We start from the raw sequence: 17,978 nt of genomic DNA on the forward strand, positions 1-17,978 counted from the left end.
ATGTTGATGATGCCGGATGACGAAAGATCCGACGCGATGCCCTGGGCGGCAAGAAGGGGACTGCCATGCTGAGCAAAGAACTTGAACTGACCCTGAACACGGCATTCACCGTGGCGCGCTCCAAGCGGCACGAGTTCATGACCGTGGAGCACCTGCTGCTGGCGCTGCTCGATAACGCCTCGGCGGCCGATGTGCTGCGTGCCTGCGGGGCCAATCTCGATAAGCTGCGCTCCGATCTGCAGGACTTCATCAACTCCACCACGCCGCTGATTCCCGAGGACCAGGCCGACCGCGAGACCCAGCCGACCCTGGGCTTCCAGCGCGTGCTGCAGCGCGCCGTCTTCCACGTGCAGTCCTCCGGGAAGAGCGAGGTCACCGGGGCCAATGTGCTGGTGGCGATCTTCTCCGAACAGGAGAGTCAGGCAGTCTACTTCCTGAAGCAGCAGAACGTCGCTCGGGTGGATGCCGTCAACTATATCGCTCATGGCATCTCCAAGGTTGCCGGGCACGGCCAGAGCCCGTCGGCCGCCTCCTCGGAGTCAGAGGAGAGCGAAGAGGGCAGCAGCGAAAACGGGTCCAACCCGCTCACCGGCTATGCCACCAACCTCAACGAACAGGCCCGCATGGGCAAGATTGACCCGCTGATCGGTCGCGAGCAGGAGCTCGAGCGAGTGGTGCAGATCCTCGCCCGGCGGCGCAAGAACAATCCGCTGCTGGTGGGCGAGGCCGGCGTGGGCAAGACCGCCATCGCCGAGGGCCTGGCCAAGCGCATCGTCGAGGAGGACGTGCCCGAGGTGATCGGCGATGCTGTGGTCTACTCGCTGGACATGGGCGCGCTGCTCGCCGGCACCAAGTACCGCGGTGATTTCGAGAAGCGACTCAAGGGCCTGCTGGCGGAGCTGCGCAAGCAGCCCAATGCCATCCTCTTCATCGACGAGATCCATACCGTGATCGGCGCCGGTGCCGCCTCGGGCGGAGTGATGGACGCCTCCAACCTGCTCAAGCCGCTACTCTCCTCCGGCGAGCTTCGCTGCATCGGCTCCACCACCTTTCAGGAGTACCGGGGCATCTTCGAGAAGGATCGCGCCCTGGCGCGTCGTTTCCAGAAAGTCGACGTACCGGCGCCCTCGGTGGAGGACACCATCCGTATCCTCAAGGGGCTGCGCTCGCGCTTCGAGGAGCACCACCAGCTGAAGTACACCGACGCGGCCCTGGAGAGCGCGGCGCGTCTGGCGGATCGCTATATCAGCGACCGCCACCTGCCGGACAAGGCCATCGACGTGATCGACGAGGCCGGCGCCCATCAGCGCCTGCTGCCCCCCGAGGTGAGGATCGACACCATCGATAGCGCTCAGGTGGAGGCGGTGGTGGCCTCGATCGCGCGGATCCCGCCGAAGAGTGTCTCCAGCTCCGACCGCAAGCTGCTCGCGAACCTCGATCGCGATCTCAAGATGCTGGTGTTTGGCCAGGACGAGGCGATCGACAGCCTCTCCGCGGCGATCAAGCTCTCACGGGCCGGGCTCAAGTCACCGGACAAGCCGGTGGGGAGCTTCCTGTTTGCCGGCCCCACCGGGGTGGGCAAGACGGAGGTGGCGCGCCAGCTGTCGAAGATCATGGGAATCGAGCTGGTGCGTTTCGACATGTCCGAGTACATGGAGCGCCACACGGTGTCTCGACTGATCGGCGCCCCTCCGGGCTACGTCGGTTACGACCAGGGTGGCCTGCTGACCGAGGCGATCACCAAGCATCCGCACTGTGTGCTGCTGCTCGACGAGATCGAGAAGGCGCATCCGGAAGTCTTCAATCTGCTGCTGCAGGTGATGGATCATGGCCGCCTGACCGACAACAACGGCCGTGAGGCGGACTTCCGCCACGTGATCCTGATCATGACCTCCAACGCCGGGGTCGAGCTGGCCACGCGGCGCTCCATCGGCTTCCAGACCCAGGACCACTCCACCGATGCCCTGGAGGCGATCCGCAAGACCTTCTCGCCGGAGTTCCGCAACCGCCTGGATGGCATTATCCAGTTCCATTCGCTGCCGATGTCGGTGGTGCGCAGCGTGGTGGACAAGTTCCTGGTCGAGCTTCAGGCACAGCTCGACGAGAAGCGGGTGCAGCTGGATGTGGACCTGGCGGCCCGGGATTGGCTGGCCGAGAAGGGCTACGACCCCGATATGGGGGCCCGCCCCATGGCGCGCCTGATCCAGGAGAAGCTCAAGAAGCCGCTGGCCGAGATGATCCTGTTCGGCGAGCTATCGGAGAACGGCGGCGTGGTGCATGTCACCGTGGAGGAGGGCGAGCTGCATCTCTCCACCGAAGCGGAGATGGCCGACGCGCCCTGACGCCGGTCATCTGCGCACACCCAGCGCCCTGTCTGCGGACGGGGCGTCGTCCTGTGCGGCTGGCGTCGGGCTGGGGGGAGGCTCGACCGCAGTTCAGCGGGAGCGGTAGACGATGCGACCCTTGGTCAAGTCGTAGGGCGTCAGCTCCACCTTGACCTTGTCGCCGGTCAAGATGCGGATGTAGTTCTTGCGCATCTTCCCGGAGATGTGTGCGGTGACCACGTGTCCGTTCTCCAGCTCGACGCGGAAGGTGGTGTTGGGAAGGGTGTCGACGATGACGCCTTCCATTTCGATATGGTCTTCACGTGCCATATAGGCGGTTCCTCGCTGATGAATGAGACAGCTGCAAAGAAGAATAGCGCGGTATTGTGCCGCATGCCGGCCATCAAGGCAAAGAAAGGCGCCTTGATGGCGCCTTTCAGGGGCTGATCAGGCGCCGCCAGTGGCGGCCGTCGAGCATCTCCAGGGGTTGAAAGGCCTGCTTGTAGGCCATCTTCCGGCATTCGCGTATCCAGTAGCCCAGATAGACATGAGGCAGGTCGCGTCGACGCGCCTGCTCGACCAGGGTGAGCACCGCATAGGTGCCCAGAGAGCGTCGCTCCAGCTCGCTGGCCGGGTCGAAGAAGGTGTAGATGGCCGAGAGGCCGTGCTCGAGTTGGTCGAAGGCCGCGACGGCCACCAGCCGGCCATCGAGGCGGAACTCCAGAAGTCGAGCGTACTCCTGATCGAGGGTCAGGAAGGTGCGGTACTGCTCGTGGCTCGGCGGATACATGTCACCGTCGGCGTGGCGGTTTCGGATATAGTGGGCGTAGAGCGAGTAGTGTTCGGGGTCGAAGATCGCCGGACGCAGATGCAGGGTGAGGTCGGCATTGCGTCGGATCAACCGCCGCTGGCTGCGACTTGGGGCAAACTCCCCGACCGGCAGGCGAACCGAGATGCAGGCGGTGCAGCCCTCGCAGTGGGGCCGGTAGAGGTGGCGCCCGCTACGCCGGAAACCGAGCAGCGCCAGGGCGTCGTACACGCCCTGCCCGGGTGACTCCTGGGGGTCGAGAAACAGGGTCGTGGCCTCGCGCCCGGCCAGATAGCTGCAGGCGTGGGGCACGGTGAGAAAGAAGCGCAGATCTCTGACGGGCTGGCGTGGGGCGTTGCTGCTCACGGCGGCTATCTCCGGCTCCGGGTCGCGGTTACTGGGTGGCATCGCCGGGTTCGCTCTGGACGGCGAAGGACCAGCAGGCCGGGGTGAAGGAACGACCACTGGGCTCCACTTCCTGAGGCTTTCCCAGCCACTTCTCAAGATAGCCGATGAACTCGGCTCGGGCGATATCCCTGGCGCCAAGGCTGGCCAGATGGGCGGTGTGCATCTGGCAGTCGATCAGCCGTCCGCCGCCTGCCGCCATGGCCCGGGCCAGCTGCACCAGGGCCACCTTGGAGGCATCGGGGACCCGGCTGAACATCGATTCGCCGAAGAACACCGGCCCCAGCGCTACGCCGTAGAGACCGCCGGCGAGTTCATTCCCATGCCACACCTCCACCGAGTGTGCCGCCCCCAGGGCATGCAGACGCCCGTAGGCCTCACGCATCTCGCCGGTGATCCAGGTGCCCGGCTGGTCGGCGCGCGGCTCGGCGCAGGCGGTCATCACGGCGTCGAAGGCGCGGTTGGCGGTGGTCGTGAAGCCGGCGTGGCGCAGCCGTTTGGCCAGGCTGCGGTGAACCTTGAGCTCCTCGGGGAACAGCACCATGCGCGGGTCCGGGCTCCACCAGAGGATCGGCTGATCGTCGCTGTACCATGGGAAGATGCCACGGCGATAGGCGGCCAGCAGCCAATCGGCGCTGAGCGCGCCGCCCGCGGCCAGCAGGCCGTCGGGGTCGCGCAGGGCCGCCGTCACGGGCGGGAAGTGGATCGGGTGCGCGGGCAGCCAGGGCAGCATCGGCGTGCATCCAGAAGGAGGAGGAGGCAGTGTGCCGATCGACACGCCAGGGCTCAAGACCTCAACGCCACTGTGATGGGCGGGCACGGCTCGGTATGATTGGCGCCAATCAACTGGAAGACGCCAGCGGTGGCGCAAGGGGGATGACCACTTGAGTGTCAACAAGAAGTCCTCGCCGCGTCGAGTGAGCGCGGCCCAGGCCAAGGAGACGGCCAGGCGTTTCGGCGTGAGGCTGCAAGGCTCCGCGCGGGAAGGGGTGGCCATCATGCTGCTGGCTGCCTGTGTGTTCCTGCTGCTGGCCCTGTTCAGCTTCGATCCCGGCGATCCCGGCTGGTCGCGCAGCGGGCCGGAGTCCCTCATCGAGAACTGGATGGGCCCGGTGGGCGCCTGGCTGTCCGATGTGCTCTATTCGCTATTCGGTGCCAGTGCCCTGTGGTGGCCGGCCATGCTGGGATACGCTGCCTGGCGCTTGCTGCGGGCCCGCCAGGGAATTCACCTGGAGTGGGATGCCACGGCGCTGGCCGTGCGCGGCGGCGGCCTGGTGCTGCTGCTGCTCGGCACCACCACCCTCGGTGCCCTGCACTTCTACCATCCGCCCGCGGAGACGGTGCTGCCCTACTCCTCGGGGGGCATCCTCGGTGAGGGGCTCGTGGGAGCCCTGGTGCCCATGGTGGGCTCGGGGGGCGCCGGCCTGCTGGCGCTGTCGGCGCTGCTCTGCGGCCTGCCGCTGCTGACCGGGCTCTCCTGGCTCTCGGTGATGGACGAGCTGGGTTACCGCGCCATGCACTTCTGGAGCTGGCTGGCGGAACGCTTCGCCTTCTCGCGCGTCCCGGCCCCGGAGCGGACCGAGCCAGAGAGGGCGAGGCCGGCCAAGGAGGCTTCTTCCTGTGAGGCTGAGGCGGCGGGGCCTGAGGCCGAGAGGTCGAATCTCGCGGAAGAGGCGGCGGCCCATCGGTCCCGCTGGTGGCAGCGCCTGCTGCCCGGCGGTCGCTCACGCGGCGCCGAGTTCGAGGCCGAGCTCGCCTCCCGACGCGAGCCCGGCTTCGGTAACGATGGCAATACCGAGATTCCCTGGGAAGTGCCCGAGAAAACGCCCTCTGCCAAGCAGCCGGGGGCGGCCTACAGCGAGCGCCAGTCGGGAGGCAGCGCCGGGACGGCGGTTGGGGCCCCCGCCCATGCGACAACCGCGGCCATGGCCACCACGGACGCTGCCACCGCGGGTGCTGCGGCGAGCGCCGACAGTGCCGACAGAGCCGCGCCGAAGGCATCGGCATACCGCGATGCGGCCCCCAGGCCGAACGGCGAGGCATCGGCGGGGCCCTCCGCCCAGGCGTCCACGCCTCGTTCGCCGGAGACGGTGCCCGAGCCGATGCTCCCCGAGGATGACGAGCCTGACACCGCCTGGGATGGCCCCTCGCTGCGGGCCAGCCGCCATGAGGAGTCCGGCACGGCCAGGCCGGCGCCAACCGGTGGCGAGCCGCAGGCGGCCTCGGCCCCCGAGGCCCCCGTTTCCGAGCCCACCGCTGCTCAGCCCTCGGCTCACCCGGCATCGGCCGGCGGAGCTGGCACCGGCCGACAGGGTGAGCCCCGTGAGCCGGAGCTGACGGCGCGCCAGGAGGCCGACTGGGAGGGCACCGATGAGGGCGAGCCGCGTCTCAGCTGGGATGACCCCGCGGTGGCCGAGGAGGCCGTCGAGCCGCCCCGGGCGGCGCTGCCTGAAGACCCGGTCCGCACCGCTGCCCTGCAGCCGCCGGAGCCCGAGGAGGTCCCCGGGGACGAGGCGGATGGCCTCGCAGACTCACAGGAAGTCTCCGATGCCGCGCCGCGCCTGGCCACCGCCGGTCAGGCCCGGGCGGCTGCCGACGAGGATGGCATGCGCCTGTGGACCGTGGAGCACCTGCAGAACCAGCGCCCCGTGCTGGACGACATGCCGGAGCCGGAGGGCGAGCTGCCCAGCCTGCGTCTGCTGACCCCGCCGGAGCCCCAGCAGCAGAACTATACCGTCGAGCAGCTCGCCGAGATGGCCGAGCTCCTCGAAGTGAGGCTGCGTGAATATGGCGTCAAGGCTGAGGTTGTGGATACCTGGCCGGGGCCGGTGATCACCCGCTTCGAGATCAGGCCGGCCGCCGGGGTGAAGGTCTCCAAGATCAGCAACCTGGCCAAGGACCTGGCGCGCTCGCTGATGGTCAAGAGCGTGCGCGTGGTGGAGGTGATCCCGGGGCGGCCCACGGTGGGCATCGAGATCCCCAACCCTCACCGGGCGATGATCCGCCTGCGCGAGGTGATCGACTCCGACCGCTACCAGCAGGCCGACTCCGCGCTGACCCTGGCCCTGGGCCAGGACATCGGTGGCGGCCCGGTGGTGGCCAACCTCGGCAAGATGCCCCACCTGCTGGTGGCCGGCACCACCGGCTCGGGCAAGTCGGTAGGGGTCAATGCCATGCTGATCTCCATGCTGCTCAAGGCCACGCCCGAGCAGCTGCGGCTGATCATGGTCGACCCCAAGATGCTCGAGCTCTCCGTCTACGACGGCATCCCGCATCTGCTGGCGCCGGTGGTCACCGACATGAAGGAGGCCGCCAACGCCCTGCGCTGGTGCGTGGCCGAGATGGAGCGGCGCTACAAGCTGATGGCCACCATGGGGGTGCGCAATATCGCCGGCTTCAACGCCAAGCTCGACGAGGCGAAGGAGGCCGGCGCCCAGGTGGCGGACCCGCTGTGGGAGCCCCAGCCCTGGGAGATGCACCAGACCCCGCCGGTACTCGAGAAGCTGCCCTACATCGTGGTGGTGATCGACGAATTTGCCGACATGTTCATGATCGTCGGCAAGAAGGTCGAGGAGCTGATCGCCCGCCTGGCCCAGAAGGCCCGGGCCGCTGGCATCCACCTGATACTGGCCACCCAACGCCCCTCGGTGGACGTGGTCACCGGCCTGATCAAGGCCAACATCCCCACGCGGATGGCCTTCCAGGTCTCCTCGCGGATCGACTCGCGCACCATCCTCGACCAGGGGGGGGCCGAGAACCTGCTGGGCCACGGCGACATGCTCTACCTCCCGGCGGGCTCAGGCCTGCCGACCCGTGTCCACGGGGCCTTCGTCGACGACGACGAGGTGCACCGGGTGGTGGAGGACTGGAAGCGTCGCGGGGAGCCCGAGTACATCGACGAGATCCTCTCCGGCGGCGTTACCGCCGAGGCCCTCACCGGGCTCGAGGCCGAGGGGGGCGGCGATGACGATGCCGAGCAGGATGCCCTCTACGACGAGGCGGTGCAGTTCGTGACCGACTCGCGCCGGGCCTCCATCTCGGCGGTGCAGCGCCGCTTCAAGATCGGCTACAACCGCGCCGCACGCCTGGTGGAAGCGATGGAGATGGCCGGGGTGGTCACCAGCATGGGCACCAATGGCGCCCGCGAGGTGCTGGCACCGCGGGCGTCAGGCGACTAGCCCCCCATCGGCGTCTCCATCGGGTGACGCCCCTCTTTCAACCATGCAACCAGCATGAAAGCGTCGGCGGGGCCGCAACCCGCTGGCGTCCCCGTAGTCCGAGTGACAGGATTCCAGTTGAAACCGTTCAGGGAGAAAGACCACCATGACAGTGAAGAAGACCCTTGCCGCCGTCGCGTTGTTTGTCATCGCGCCCCTTGCCATGCCGCTCGCGGCCCTGGCCAGCGAAGGGGCTGACCGCCTGACCCGCATGCTGGAGCCGCTGCAGACCTATGAGGCCCGCTTCGAGCAGCAGATTCTCGATGCCAGCGGCGAGCGTCTGCAGGAGGCCAACGGTCAGATGTGGCTCGCCCGCCCCGGCAAGTTCCGCTGGGAGGTGGAGGCGCCCTATCAGCAGGTGGTGATCTCCGACGGCGAGGAGGTGATGCTGCATGACCCGGATCTGGAGCAGGCCACCATTCAGGCCCTGGATCATCGCGTCACTCACACCCCGGCCCTGCTGCTCTCCGGCAGCGCCGGTGACCTGATCGACAGCTATGATGTGACCCGCCAGCAGCAGGGCAGCGCCGAGACCTTCACCCTGGTGCCGAAGTCGGCCGATACCCTGTTCGAGGAGCTGAAGATGACCTTTCGCGGGGAGCTTTTGACCACCCTGCAGATGATCGACAGCACCGGCCAGCGGACCTCCATCGAGTTTCGCGACGCGCTGAAGAACCATGCCATCGACGACAGTCGCTTCGCCTTCGAGATCCCGGAAGGCACCGACGTGATTCGCGATACGCACTGAGCCCGGATTCGCCGTGCCAGGAGCTTGAAGCTGGAAGTCCCCGGCTTCGCCGGGAGCTGGAAGAACGCCTGCTTCGCAGGCTTAAGCTTGAAGCTTGAAGAAAAGGCTTGACACCTGGTTGGGTGGCAACATGCTGACTTCCAGCTTCCAGCTTCCAGCTTCCAGCTTCCAGCTTCCAGCTTCCAGCTTCCAGCTTCCAGCTTCCAGCTTCCAGCTTCCAGCTTCCAGCTTCCAGCTTACGGCTCGCCGCCGCCGTCCGCTTCGGCGTCGAGCTGCGCCCGCCAGGCCATGATCTGGGCATAGCGCTTCTCCTGGCCATACTCCGTGGGCGTATAGAAACCGGTGCGTGGTATCTCGCCGGGCCAGCAGTCGTGGGCGCTGCCGGCGGGGTAGCCATGAGGCTCGTGGTGAGCGTAGCGGTAACCCTGGCCATGGCCCAGGGATTCCATCAGCCTCGTCGGGGCGTTGCGCAGGTAGGTGGGCACCTCGAGCCGCGGTTGGCCTGCCACGAAGGCCTTGGCCTGCTTCCAGGCCTGATCGATAGCATTGCTCTTGGGCGCCACTGCCAGGTGGATGGCGGCGTGGGCGATGGCTCGCTGGCCCTCGTGGTCGCCCAGGCGCAGGTAGGCGTCCCAGGCGGCCATCACCAGCGGCAGGGCGCGCGGGTCGGCGTTGCCCACGTCTTCCGAGGCGATGGCCGCCAGGCGACGGACCACGTCCAGCGGGTCCCCGCCGCCCTGCACGAAGCGGGCGATATAGAGGAGGGCCGCATCGGGGCGCGAGGAGCGCACAGACTTGTGGATCGCCGAGAGCAGGTCGTAGTAGTGGTCCCCCTGCTTGTCGAAGGCGCTTGCCTGGTGGCCCAGTACGGCCCCCAGCGCCTCGCGGTGCAGCACCTCTCCGCCCTGACCATCCTGCTCGGCGAAGTCGCAGGCGGTTTCCAGCAGGCCCAGCGCCCGACGGGCATCGCCGGCGGCGGCCCGGGCCAGCAGGGCGAGGATGTCGTCGCCCACCCGTAAGCGTCGCGCACCCAGACCGCGGGCTTCGTCGGCCAGCGCTCGGCGCAGTACCTCCATCAGCTCCCCCTCGTCCAGGGACCTGAGCACGTGAACCCGGGCACGCGAGAGCAGCGCCGAGTTGACCTCGAAGGAGGGGTTCTCGGTGGTGGCGCCGATCAGCGTCAAGAGCCCTGACTCCACGTGGGGCAGCAGGGCGTCCTGCTGGCTCTTGTTGAGGCGGTGGATCTCGTCGAGGAACAGCAGAGTGGCCTGGTCGCGGGCCTGGCGCGCCTGGGCCCGCTCCACCGCGGCGCGGATCTCCTTGACCCCGGCCATCACCGCCGAGAGGTGCTCCAGCTCGGCGCCGGACTCGGCGGCCAGGATCTCCGCCAGGGTGGTCTTGCCGGTGCCCGGAGGTCCCCATAGGATCAAGGACCGCACCACGCCGGTCTCCACCATGCGCGCCAGCGGCTTGCCCGGGCCCACCAGCGCCTGCTGGCCCACGTAGTCGGCCAGGGTGCGGGGCCGCATGCGCCAGGCCAGGGGCGCGCTGTGATCGCTCTTGTCGGCGAAGAGGTCCATGGCAGGCTCCTTATGTTGAACTCGGACAGAGGCAGGGTGTGGGACTGGCTGCTAGAGTGTGTGGAGATCGTCGGTGTCAGCGCGTTTGCCGATGAACCATGCCCCGGACGGTGCATCCAATGGAGACTGCGCCGTCTCTCCACGTCCTTAACAGGAGGGCACGACATGCCCATGCTGACACAACTGCGCCTGGATCATGCCAATATGGCGCGCATGTTGCACGTTCTGCAGCTTAAGCAGAAGACGCTGGCCGGGGGTGAGCGCCCCAACTTCCAGCTGGTGCGTGAGGTGGTCGACTACATCCTGGACTACATGGAAGGTTTTACTCTGCCCCTGGAGCGACTGTTAAGCGAACGCCTGAAAGAGGTCGCGCCCGAGAGCGTCGGGGTGACCGATCGCCTGTCATCCGACTACAAGGCGGTCAAGGCACGCCTGATGCGGCTGTCGAGCGATATCGACATGATCCTGATGGATGCGGTGGTTCCCATGGATCGCTTCACCGACGACCTCAAGGCCTACCTGGATGCCCACCGCGCCTATCTGCGCGATGAGCGCGAGCTGCTCTTCCCGTTGATTCGCGAACATTTCAACGATGACGATCTGGACCGTCTCGCCAAGGCGCTTCCCGAAGGGGCCACCGCCGAGCTTGAGCGTCTCCAGGAGGCCTATCCCGAGCTCTACGCCGAGCTGCGCGAGGCGCCGTTGCCCGTCTGAACCGGGCTGCATGCCCCGGGCTGCTAGGGGACGCCGGCTGGGGTAGAATGCCGCCAACTCTAGCCGGTGCCTCGTGATGCCAAGTCCCCGCTCTTCGTTGACGACCCTCCGCTGTCTTGACCGTTGCGCCATGTTCGTCTCGGCCAGGCGTTGCCCATGAGCGGCGGGCCGATTCTGGTGTTCGACTCCGGGGTGGGCGGGCTCTCGGTGGTGGCGGCCCTGCGCCGCCACCTGCCAGGGTCGGCGCTGACCTATGCCTGTGACAATGCCATGCTGCCCTACGGGCTGCGCGAGGATGACTGGCTGGTCGCACGCATCCTACGGGTGTGCGAAGCCGCCGTGGCAGCTAGCCGCTGCGTGACCCTGGTGGTGGCCTGCAACACCGCCAGCACCCTGGCGCTGGATGTTCTGCGAGAACGGCTGTCGGTTCCCGTGGTCGGCACCGTGCCGGCCATCAAGCCGGCCGCCGCTGCCTCGCGCAGCGGTCATTTCGGGCTGCTCGCGACCAGCGCCACGGTGTCGCGCCCCTATACCCTGGGCCTGATCGACGCCTTCGCTGCCCACTGCCGAGTCACCCGCGTTGCCGCCGATGGCCTGGTGCGCGAGGCGGAGCGGTGGCTGGCCGGTGAGCCACCGGACCCCGCGGTGATCCGCCAGGCCCTGGCGCCGCTGTGGGAGGATCCCGAACTGGATACCGTCGTGCTGGGCTGCACCCACTTCCCGCTGCTGCGCGGCTTTCTGGCCGCAGCCGCCCCGCGCCAGATCGAGTGGATCGACTCCAGCGAGGCGATTGCCCGGCGCACCGCCCAGATGACCAGTGGCGTGGCGCCCTGGCATGGTCCGGGGGAGAGCCTGGTTACCGCGCCGGACACCCGGCTGACCGCCGGCCTGGCTCGCTTCGGCTTCGCCGAGCCGCACCTGCTGGTACTCGACTGAGTCCCACGGCCGCATCTTTGCGCTTAATTCCGTCATTTTCCACAGGAGGCTCCTTGGCCATTCCCGTCGTCGATCCCGCCCGCTATGACCAGCAGCTCGAGGCCAAGCGTGAACGCATCACCCGCCACTTCGCGCGCTTCGCGCCGCCACCGCTGGAGGTCTACCCCTCGCCGCCGAGCCATTATCGCCAGCGCTGCGAGTTCCGCCTCTGGCATGAGGGCGACGATCTGTTCTATGCCATGTTCGAAGTGGACCCTGAGGACTCGAAGAAGAAGACGGTGATCCGCCTCGATGACTACCCGGTGGCCAGTCGGCGGATCAACGCGCTGATGCCGGCCCTGCTCGAGGCCATCCGTGACGTACCGCTGTTGCGGCGCAAGCTCTTCCAGGTGGAGTTTCTGACTACCCTCTCGGGAGAGGCGCTGGTGACTCTGATCTACCATCGCCCGCTGGACGAGGCCTGGGAGGCCGAGGCGCACCGGCTGCAGGAGGCGCTCGGGGCGATGATCATCGGCCGCTCGCGCAAGCAGCGCCTGGTCCTCGAGCGGGACCACGTCTGGGAGCACCTGGAGGTCGACGGTCGCGAGTTCATCTACCAGCAGGTGGAGAATAGCTTCACCCAGCCCAACGCCGAGATCTGCCGCGCCATGCTGGCCTGGGCGCGGGACGTGACCCGGGAGAGTCAGGCGGCCGATCTGGTGGAGCTCTACTGCGGCAACGGCAACTTTACCGTGGCGCTGGCCGAGAATTTCCGTCGGGTGCTGGCCACCGAGATCTCGCGCATCTCGGTGGCCAGCGCCCGCGAGAATCTGGCCGCCAACGGCATCGACAATGCGGTGGTCGGGCGGATGTCCGCCGAGGAGTTCGCCGCAGCGCTGAAGGGCGAGAAGGGCGGTCGCCGGGTGGCGGAGTGGGCCCTGGATGAGTACGACTTCACCACCGTGCTGGTGGACCCGCCGCGTGCCGGGCTGGACGAGGCCAGCTGTCGCCAGCTCAGCGACTATTCACGCATCGTCTATATTTCATGCAACCCGGAGACACTGGCGGACAATCTCGAGACCCTGACCGAGACCCACGAGATCACGCGTTTCGCGCTTTTCGACCAGTTCCCCTGGACTCACCACTGCGAGTGCGGTGTGCTGCTGCAGCGGTGTTCCTGATCTCGGCTCCGGTCGAGGGCTGTCAAGCGGCAACGCGCGGGCGATGATGCGCAACCGACATGCTCCATGAGCAAGTCGGCAACTTGGTGGGGCGGTGCCGGGGAGTCGCGTAAGCTGGCAGGCAGGGCGGCCCACTCGGCCGCCGTGTAGAACACTTCCGGCCGCAAGAGCGGCCGCGGGCAGCCGAGGTGATGGATGCAGCACGTTGCGAACGATGAAGCCAGACAGGATTTTCTCAAGCAGCTGACCGAGCGGTTGGGCAGCCGCCTGGACAAGGACAAGGCCGCCAGAGTGGAGGCCTTCGCCCGCTACTTCTACTCCACGGTGCCTTTCGACGATCTCGAGGACCGACGCCTCGACGACCTCTACGGGGCCACCCTGTCGGTCTGGCACTTCCTGCAGGAGTTCGACCCGTCCCACCCCAAGGTGCGCGTCTTCAATCCCGATTTCGAGGAGCACGGCTGGCAATCGCCCCACACCTTCGTGGCAGTGCTGCATGAGGACATGCCCTTCCTGGTCGACTCGGTGCGCATCGAGCTCAATCGTCGCGGCATCACCGTGCATGCCATCCACAACGCCGTGCTCGCCACGGAGCGCGACGCCAAGAATCGGCTGAAGCGGGTCACTGCGCCCCGCGATGCCAAGGCCCCGGAGGCCCGCGAATCGCTGATCGTCATCGAGATCGACCGACACTCCGATACCGCTGTGCTGGCGGATATTCAGACCAGCCTGTACGAGGTGCTGGTGGATGTTCGCACCACGGTGATTGATTTCGAGCCGATGCGCGAGCAAGTAAGACATGCCCTGGAGGGACTGCGCGCCGGATGCCCACCCCAGACCGACCCCGAGGACCATCGGGAGGCCATCGACTTCCTCGAGTGGCTGCTGCATGACAACTTCACCTTCCTCGGCTACGACGCCTACGAAGTCACCGAGAAGGGCGGCAAGCAGCAGCTCGCCAAGGCAAGCGGCAGCGAGCTGGGCGTCTTCCAACTCGACCAGCCGCGCTATCGCGAGCGTATCCGCACCGAGCTCGGCGTCGAGGACGGACAATTCGTGCTGGTGCCGGCGCTGCTGTCGTTTGCTAAGAGCGCCCACCACGCCCGGGTACACCGCCCGACCTATCCCGACTATATCTCCATCGACCGCTACGACGAACAGGGCAACCTGATCGGAGAACATCGCTTCCTGGGCCTGTTCACCGCCACCGTCTATAACGAGTCACCGCGCAACGTGCCGATCCTGCGCCGCAAGCTCAAGGCGGTGATGGAGATCGCCGGCTTCAACCCCAAGGGCCACAACGGCAAGCAGCTGCTGCAGATCCTCGAGGTCTATCCGCGCGATGACCTCTTCCAGATCGATACCGAGGAGCTCGCCCAGACCGCGCTGGGTATCCTCAGCATCCGCGAGCGTCGCCGGGTGCGGCTGTTCATTCGCGAGGACCGCCCCGGGCGCTTCTATTCCTGCCTGGCCTATATCCCGCGGGACGTCTTCTCCACCGAGCTACGCCTGCGAATCCAGAATCTGCTCTGCGAGGAGCTCGATGCCACCTTCGGAGATTTCAACACCTACCTCTCCGAGTCGGTGCTGGCGCGTATCCAGTTCATCCTGCGCTTTCAGGGCGACCGCCCCGTGGAGTATGACGTCAGGCGGCTCGAGGCCAAGGTGGCCCAGCTGGCCCGCAACTGGCGTGACGACCTGCAGGCCGCCAGCATCGAAGGCTTCGGCGAGGAACAGGCCAACCGTCTGATGGACCGCTTCCGCGATGCCTTCCCGGCCAGCTACCGTGACGACTTCAACGCGCGCACGGCGGTCTACGACCTTCAGCACATCGGCGAGCTGGACGAGGGCGCGCCGCTCTCGCTGTCGCTCTACCGGCTGGTGGAGGAAGAGGGTAGCGGGGTCAACCTCAAGCTGTTCCACCGCGACAAGCCGATTCCGCTCTCCGACGTACTGCCGATGATGGAGAACCTCGGCCTGCGGGTGATCGGCGAGCGCCCCTACGAGATCGGGGCCAGTGACGCCGACTACTGGATTCACGACTTCGACCTCGAGCATCACACCAGCGTCGAGGTGAACCTGCAGGAGATGCGCGAGCCTTTCATCGAGGCGTTCCAGCGCATCTGGGCCGGGGAGGCGGACAACGACGGCTTCAACCGGCTGATCATCGGTGCCAACCTGACCTGGCGCGAGGTAGCCATGTTGCGCGCCTATGCGCGCTACCTGAAGCAGATCCGCTTTGGCGTGTCCCAGGAGTACATGGCCAATACCCTCACCAGCCATCCGGAGATTACCCGTGAGCTGGTGACCCTGTTCGAGCTGCGCTTCGACCCCGAGGAGCGCTCCGGCGAGGGAGAGATGGAGGCGTGCATCGAGCGCATTCAGCGCCTGCTCGACGACGTGGCCAGCCTCAACGACGATCAGCTGCTGCGCCGCTACGTGGAGCTGATTCAGGCCACCCTGCGCACCAACTACTACCAGGCCCGCGAGGATGGCCAGCCCAAGGACTACATGGCCTTCAAGCTGGAGCCGTCGAAGGTCACCGGCATGCCCAAGCCGAGGCCGGTCTTCGAGATCTTCGTCTCCTCGCCGCGGTTCGAGGGTGTTCACCTGCGCGGTGGCAAGGTGGCCCGCGGCGGCCTGCGCTGGTCCGATCGCTTCGAAGACTATCGCACCGAGGTGCTCGGCCTGGTCAAGGCCCAGCAGGTCAAGAACTCGGTGATCGTGCCGGTGGGCGCCAAGGGCGGCTTCGTCTGCAAGCGTCTGCCCGAGGGCGACCGCGAGGCCTTCCAGCGCGAGGGGGTCGAGTGCTACAAGACCTTTATTCGTGCGCTGCTCGACGTCACCGACAACCTCAAGGGCGGTGAGCTGGTTCCGCCACGGGCGGTGGTGCGCCACGACGAGGACGACCCCTACCTGGTGGTGGCGGCGGACAAGGGCACCGCCACCTTCTCCGATATCGCCAACGAGATCTCCGCCGAGTACGGCCACTGGCTGGGCGATGCCTTCGCCTCCGGTGGTGCCAACGGCTACGACCACAAGAAGATGGGCATCACCGCCACGGGGGCCTGGGAGTCGGTCAAGCGGCACTTTCGCAACCTGGGCGTGAACACCCAGCAGGACGAATTCTCCGTGGTCGGCATCGGCGACATGGGCGGCGACGTCTTCGGTAACGGCATGCTGCTCTCCGACAGGATCCGCCTGGTGGGCGCCTTCAACCACCTGCACATCTTCGTCGATCCCACGCCGGATGCCGGGGCCACCTTCGCCGAGCGCCAGCGGCTGTTCGACATGCCGCGCTCCAGCTGGGAGGACTTCGATGCCTCGTTGATCTCCGAGGGCGGCGGAGTCTTCAAGCGTAGCGCCAAGTCGATCCCCATCTCCAGGCCGATGAAGACCGTCTTCGGTATCAAGGAGGACAAGCTCTCGCCCAACGAGCTGATCCGGGCGATGCTCAAGTCCCACGTCGACCTGATCTGGAACGGCGGCATCGGCACTTATGTCAAGGGCAGCGAGGAGAGCGACGCCCAGGTGGGCGACAAGGCCAACGACGCCCTGCGCATCGATGGCCGCGAGCTCAACTGCCGGGTGGTCGGCGAGGGCGGCAACCTGGGGCTGACCCAGCGCGGCCGGATGGAGGCTGCTGCTCGCGGCGTTCGCGTCAATACCGACTTCATCGACAACGCCGGCGGGGTCAACTGCTCCGACCACGAGGTCAACATCAAGATCCTCATCGACGAGGTGGTCAAGCGCGGCGACATGACCGACAAGCAGCGCAACCAGTTGCTCGCCGACATGACCGGCGAGGTCTCTGCCCTGGTGCTGCGCAGCAACTATCGCCAGACCCAGGCGCTGGACCTGGCCGAGCTGATCTCGCGGGAAGGGATCGGCCCCTATCGCCGCTTCATCAGTGAGCTGGAGGCCGCCGGGCAGATCGACCGTGAGCTGGAGTTCCTGCCGGTCGATGAGGTGCTCGAGGAGCGCGCCGCCAACCAGCAGGGCATGCTGCTGCCGGAGCTCTCGGTGTTGATCTCCTATGCCAAGAGCGTGCTCAAGGGCGACCTGATCGCCTCCGAGGTGCCCGATGATCCGGTCATGGAGCGCCATGTGGAGCGGATCTTCCCCGGCGTTCTGGTAGAGCGCTATCGTGACGAGATGTATGAGCACCGCCTCAAGCGCGAGATCGTCGCCACCCAGGTGGCCAACGACCTGGTCGACCACATGGGGGTCGTCTTCATGCGTCGGCTGATCGACGCCACCGGCGCCGGACGCGCCGAGATCGCCCGGGCCTACGTGATCGCTCGCGAGGTGTTCCAGCTCGGCACCCTGTGGCAGCAGATCGAGGCGCTGGACAACCGGGTGCCGAGCGCCGTGCAGTACGGCATGATGCTCGACCTGATGCGCCTGATCCGACGCGCGACTCGGTGGTTCCTGCGCGCCCGGGTGGGGATGGATACCCGCGACACCATCGAGTATTTCGCTCCGCGCCTGGCGCAGATTCAGGAGGGCATCGGCAAGCGCCTGCGCGGCGAGGAGCTGGAGGCCTGGGAGGCGCGCCGTGCCGAGCTGATCGAGGCCGGCGTGCCCGAGGCGCTGGCCGGGGCCTCGGCGGCCGCCGCCAGCCTCTATGCGGGTCTCGGCATCATCCAGGCGGCCCGCCAGGCCAGCGAGAAGCCCCAGAGGGTGTCCGAAGTCTACTACGAGATCGGCGACCGGCTGGAGCTGCCGTGGCTGATCGGCCTGATCACCGCGCTCAAGGTGCGCGACAGCTGGCAGGCCCAGGCCCGCGACACCTTCCGCGACGACGTGGACCGTCAGCAGCTGGCTCTGACCGTCAGCGTGATGCAGATGGAGGCCGGGGCTCGCGAGGCCCGCGAGCGCGTCGACCAGTGGCTGGAGCTCAATGCTGGCATGCACCGCCGCTGGTGCAAGTTGCTCGAGCAGGTGGGCAGCGGCAGCCAGGGCGGCTTCCCGCTGTTTGCCGTGGCCGTGCGCGAACTGGTGGACCTGGCGGAGAGCAGCCAGGAGACTTGATCCCGCCGGGTCTCCCTCTACGACGAACCTCGCCGATTGGCGGGGTTCGTCG

The 17,978-nt window shown here is 67.0% G+C and carries 11 protein-coding genes; 7 read left to right on the forward strand and 4 right to left on the reverse strand.

The window, feature by feature from the left end:
- Positions 1 to 65 precede the first annotated feature (65 nt).
- Entirely contained in the window at positions 66 to 2,342 is a 2,277-nt protein-coding gene (gene clpA, locus ACM26W_RS07000; RefSeq protein WP_416140113.1) for an ATP-dependent Clp protease ATP-binding subunit ClpA, read from the forward strand.
- 93 nt (positions 2,343 to 2,435) lie between these two features.
- Here clpA and infA read toward each other — a convergent pair whose 3' ends face one another.
- The 3 genes from infA to aat form a co-directional block, all read right to left on the reverse strand.
- Complete coding sequence (gene infA / locus ACM26W_RS07005; protein ID WP_027961652.1) at positions 2,436 to 2,654, reverse strand: translation initiation factor IF-1; 219 nt, start codon at positions 2,652 to 2,654, stop codon at positions 2,436 to 2,438.
- A 106-nt stretch (positions 2,655 to 2,760) separates the two neighbouring features.
- Positions 2,761 to 3,498, reverse strand: a complete 738-nt coding sequence (locus ACM26W_RS07010) for an arginyltransferase (protein ID WP_416140833.1) — start codon at positions 3,496 to 3,498, stop codon at positions 2,761 to 2,763.
- A 28-nt stretch (positions 3,499 to 3,526) separates the two neighbouring features.
- A complete protein-coding gene (gene aat, locus ACM26W_RS07015; RefSeq protein WP_416140114.1) occupies positions 3,527 to 4,270 on the reverse strand; it encodes a leucyl/phenylalanyl-tRNA--protein transferase in 744 nt (247 codons plus the stop codon).
- A 151-nt stretch (positions 4,271 to 4,421) separates the two neighbouring features.
- On the opposite strand from aat, the gene ACM26W_RS07020 reads away from it, so the two are divergent.
- Positions 4,422 to 7,715: a DNA translocase FtsK 4TM domain-containing protein gene (locus tag ACM26W_RS07020; protein ID WP_416140115.1), complete on the forward strand. Its 3,294-nt coding sequence runs from the start codon at positions 4,422 to 4,424 to the stop codon at positions 7,713 to 7,715.
- A gap of 145 nt (positions 7,716 to 7,860) precedes the next feature.
- Positions 7,861 to 8,502, forward strand: a complete 642-nt coding sequence (gene lolA / locus ACM26W_RS07025; RefSeq protein WP_416140116.1) for an outer membrane lipoprotein chaperone LolA — start codon at positions 7,861 to 7,863, stop codon at positions 8,500 to 8,502.
- 236 nt (positions 8,503 to 8,738) lie between these two features.
- On the opposite strand, the gene ACM26W_RS07030 is transcribed toward lolA, so the two are convergent.
- Positions 8,739 to 10,082 (reverse strand): replication-associated recombination protein A, encoded by a 1,344-nt coding sequence (locus ACM26W_RS07030; protein WP_416140117.1) that lies wholly within the window; start codon positions 10,080 to 10,082, stop codon positions 8,739 to 8,741.
- Positions 10,083 to 10,253: 171 nt separating this feature from the next.
- On the opposite strand from ACM26W_RS07030, the gene ACM26W_RS07035 reads away from it, so the two are divergent.
- From ACM26W_RS07035 to ACM26W_RS07050, 4 genes are all read left to right on the forward strand, one after another.
- Positions 10,254 to 10,796 (forward strand): hemerythrin domain-containing protein, encoded by a 543-nt coding sequence (locus ACM26W_RS07035; RefSeq protein WP_416140834.1) that lies wholly within the window; start codon positions 10,254 to 10,256, stop codon positions 10,794 to 10,796.
- A 156-nt stretch (positions 10,797 to 10,952) separates the two neighbouring features.
- Entirely contained in the window at positions 10,953 to 11,732 is a 780-nt protein-coding gene (gene murI, locus ACM26W_RS07040; protein WP_416140118.1) for a glutamate racemase, read from the forward strand.
- Positions 11,733 to 11,785: 53 nt separating this feature from the next.
- Positions 11,786 to 12,892, forward strand: a complete 1,107-nt coding sequence (trmA, locus tag ACM26W_RS07045) for a tRNA (uridine(54)-C5)-methyltransferase TrmA (RefSeq protein WP_416140119.1) — start codon at positions 11,786 to 11,788, stop codon at positions 12,890 to 12,892.
- A 195-nt stretch (positions 12,893 to 13,087) separates the two neighbouring features.
- The gene (locus ACM26W_RS07050) at positions 13,088 to 17,926 is read left to right on the forward strand and encodes an NAD-glutamate dehydrogenase (protein WP_416140120.1); all 4,839 of its coding nucleotides are present in this window, start codon (positions 13,088 to 13,090) and stop codon (positions 17,924 to 17,926) included.
- The last annotated feature ends 52 nt before the right edge of the window (positions 17,927 to 17,978 follow it).

Origin of the sequence: Halomonas sp. HK25 (genome assembly GCF_047795635.1) — a bacterium.
Lineage (GTDB): Bacteria > Pseudomonadota > Gammaproteobacteria > Pseudomonadales > Halomonadaceae > Halomonas.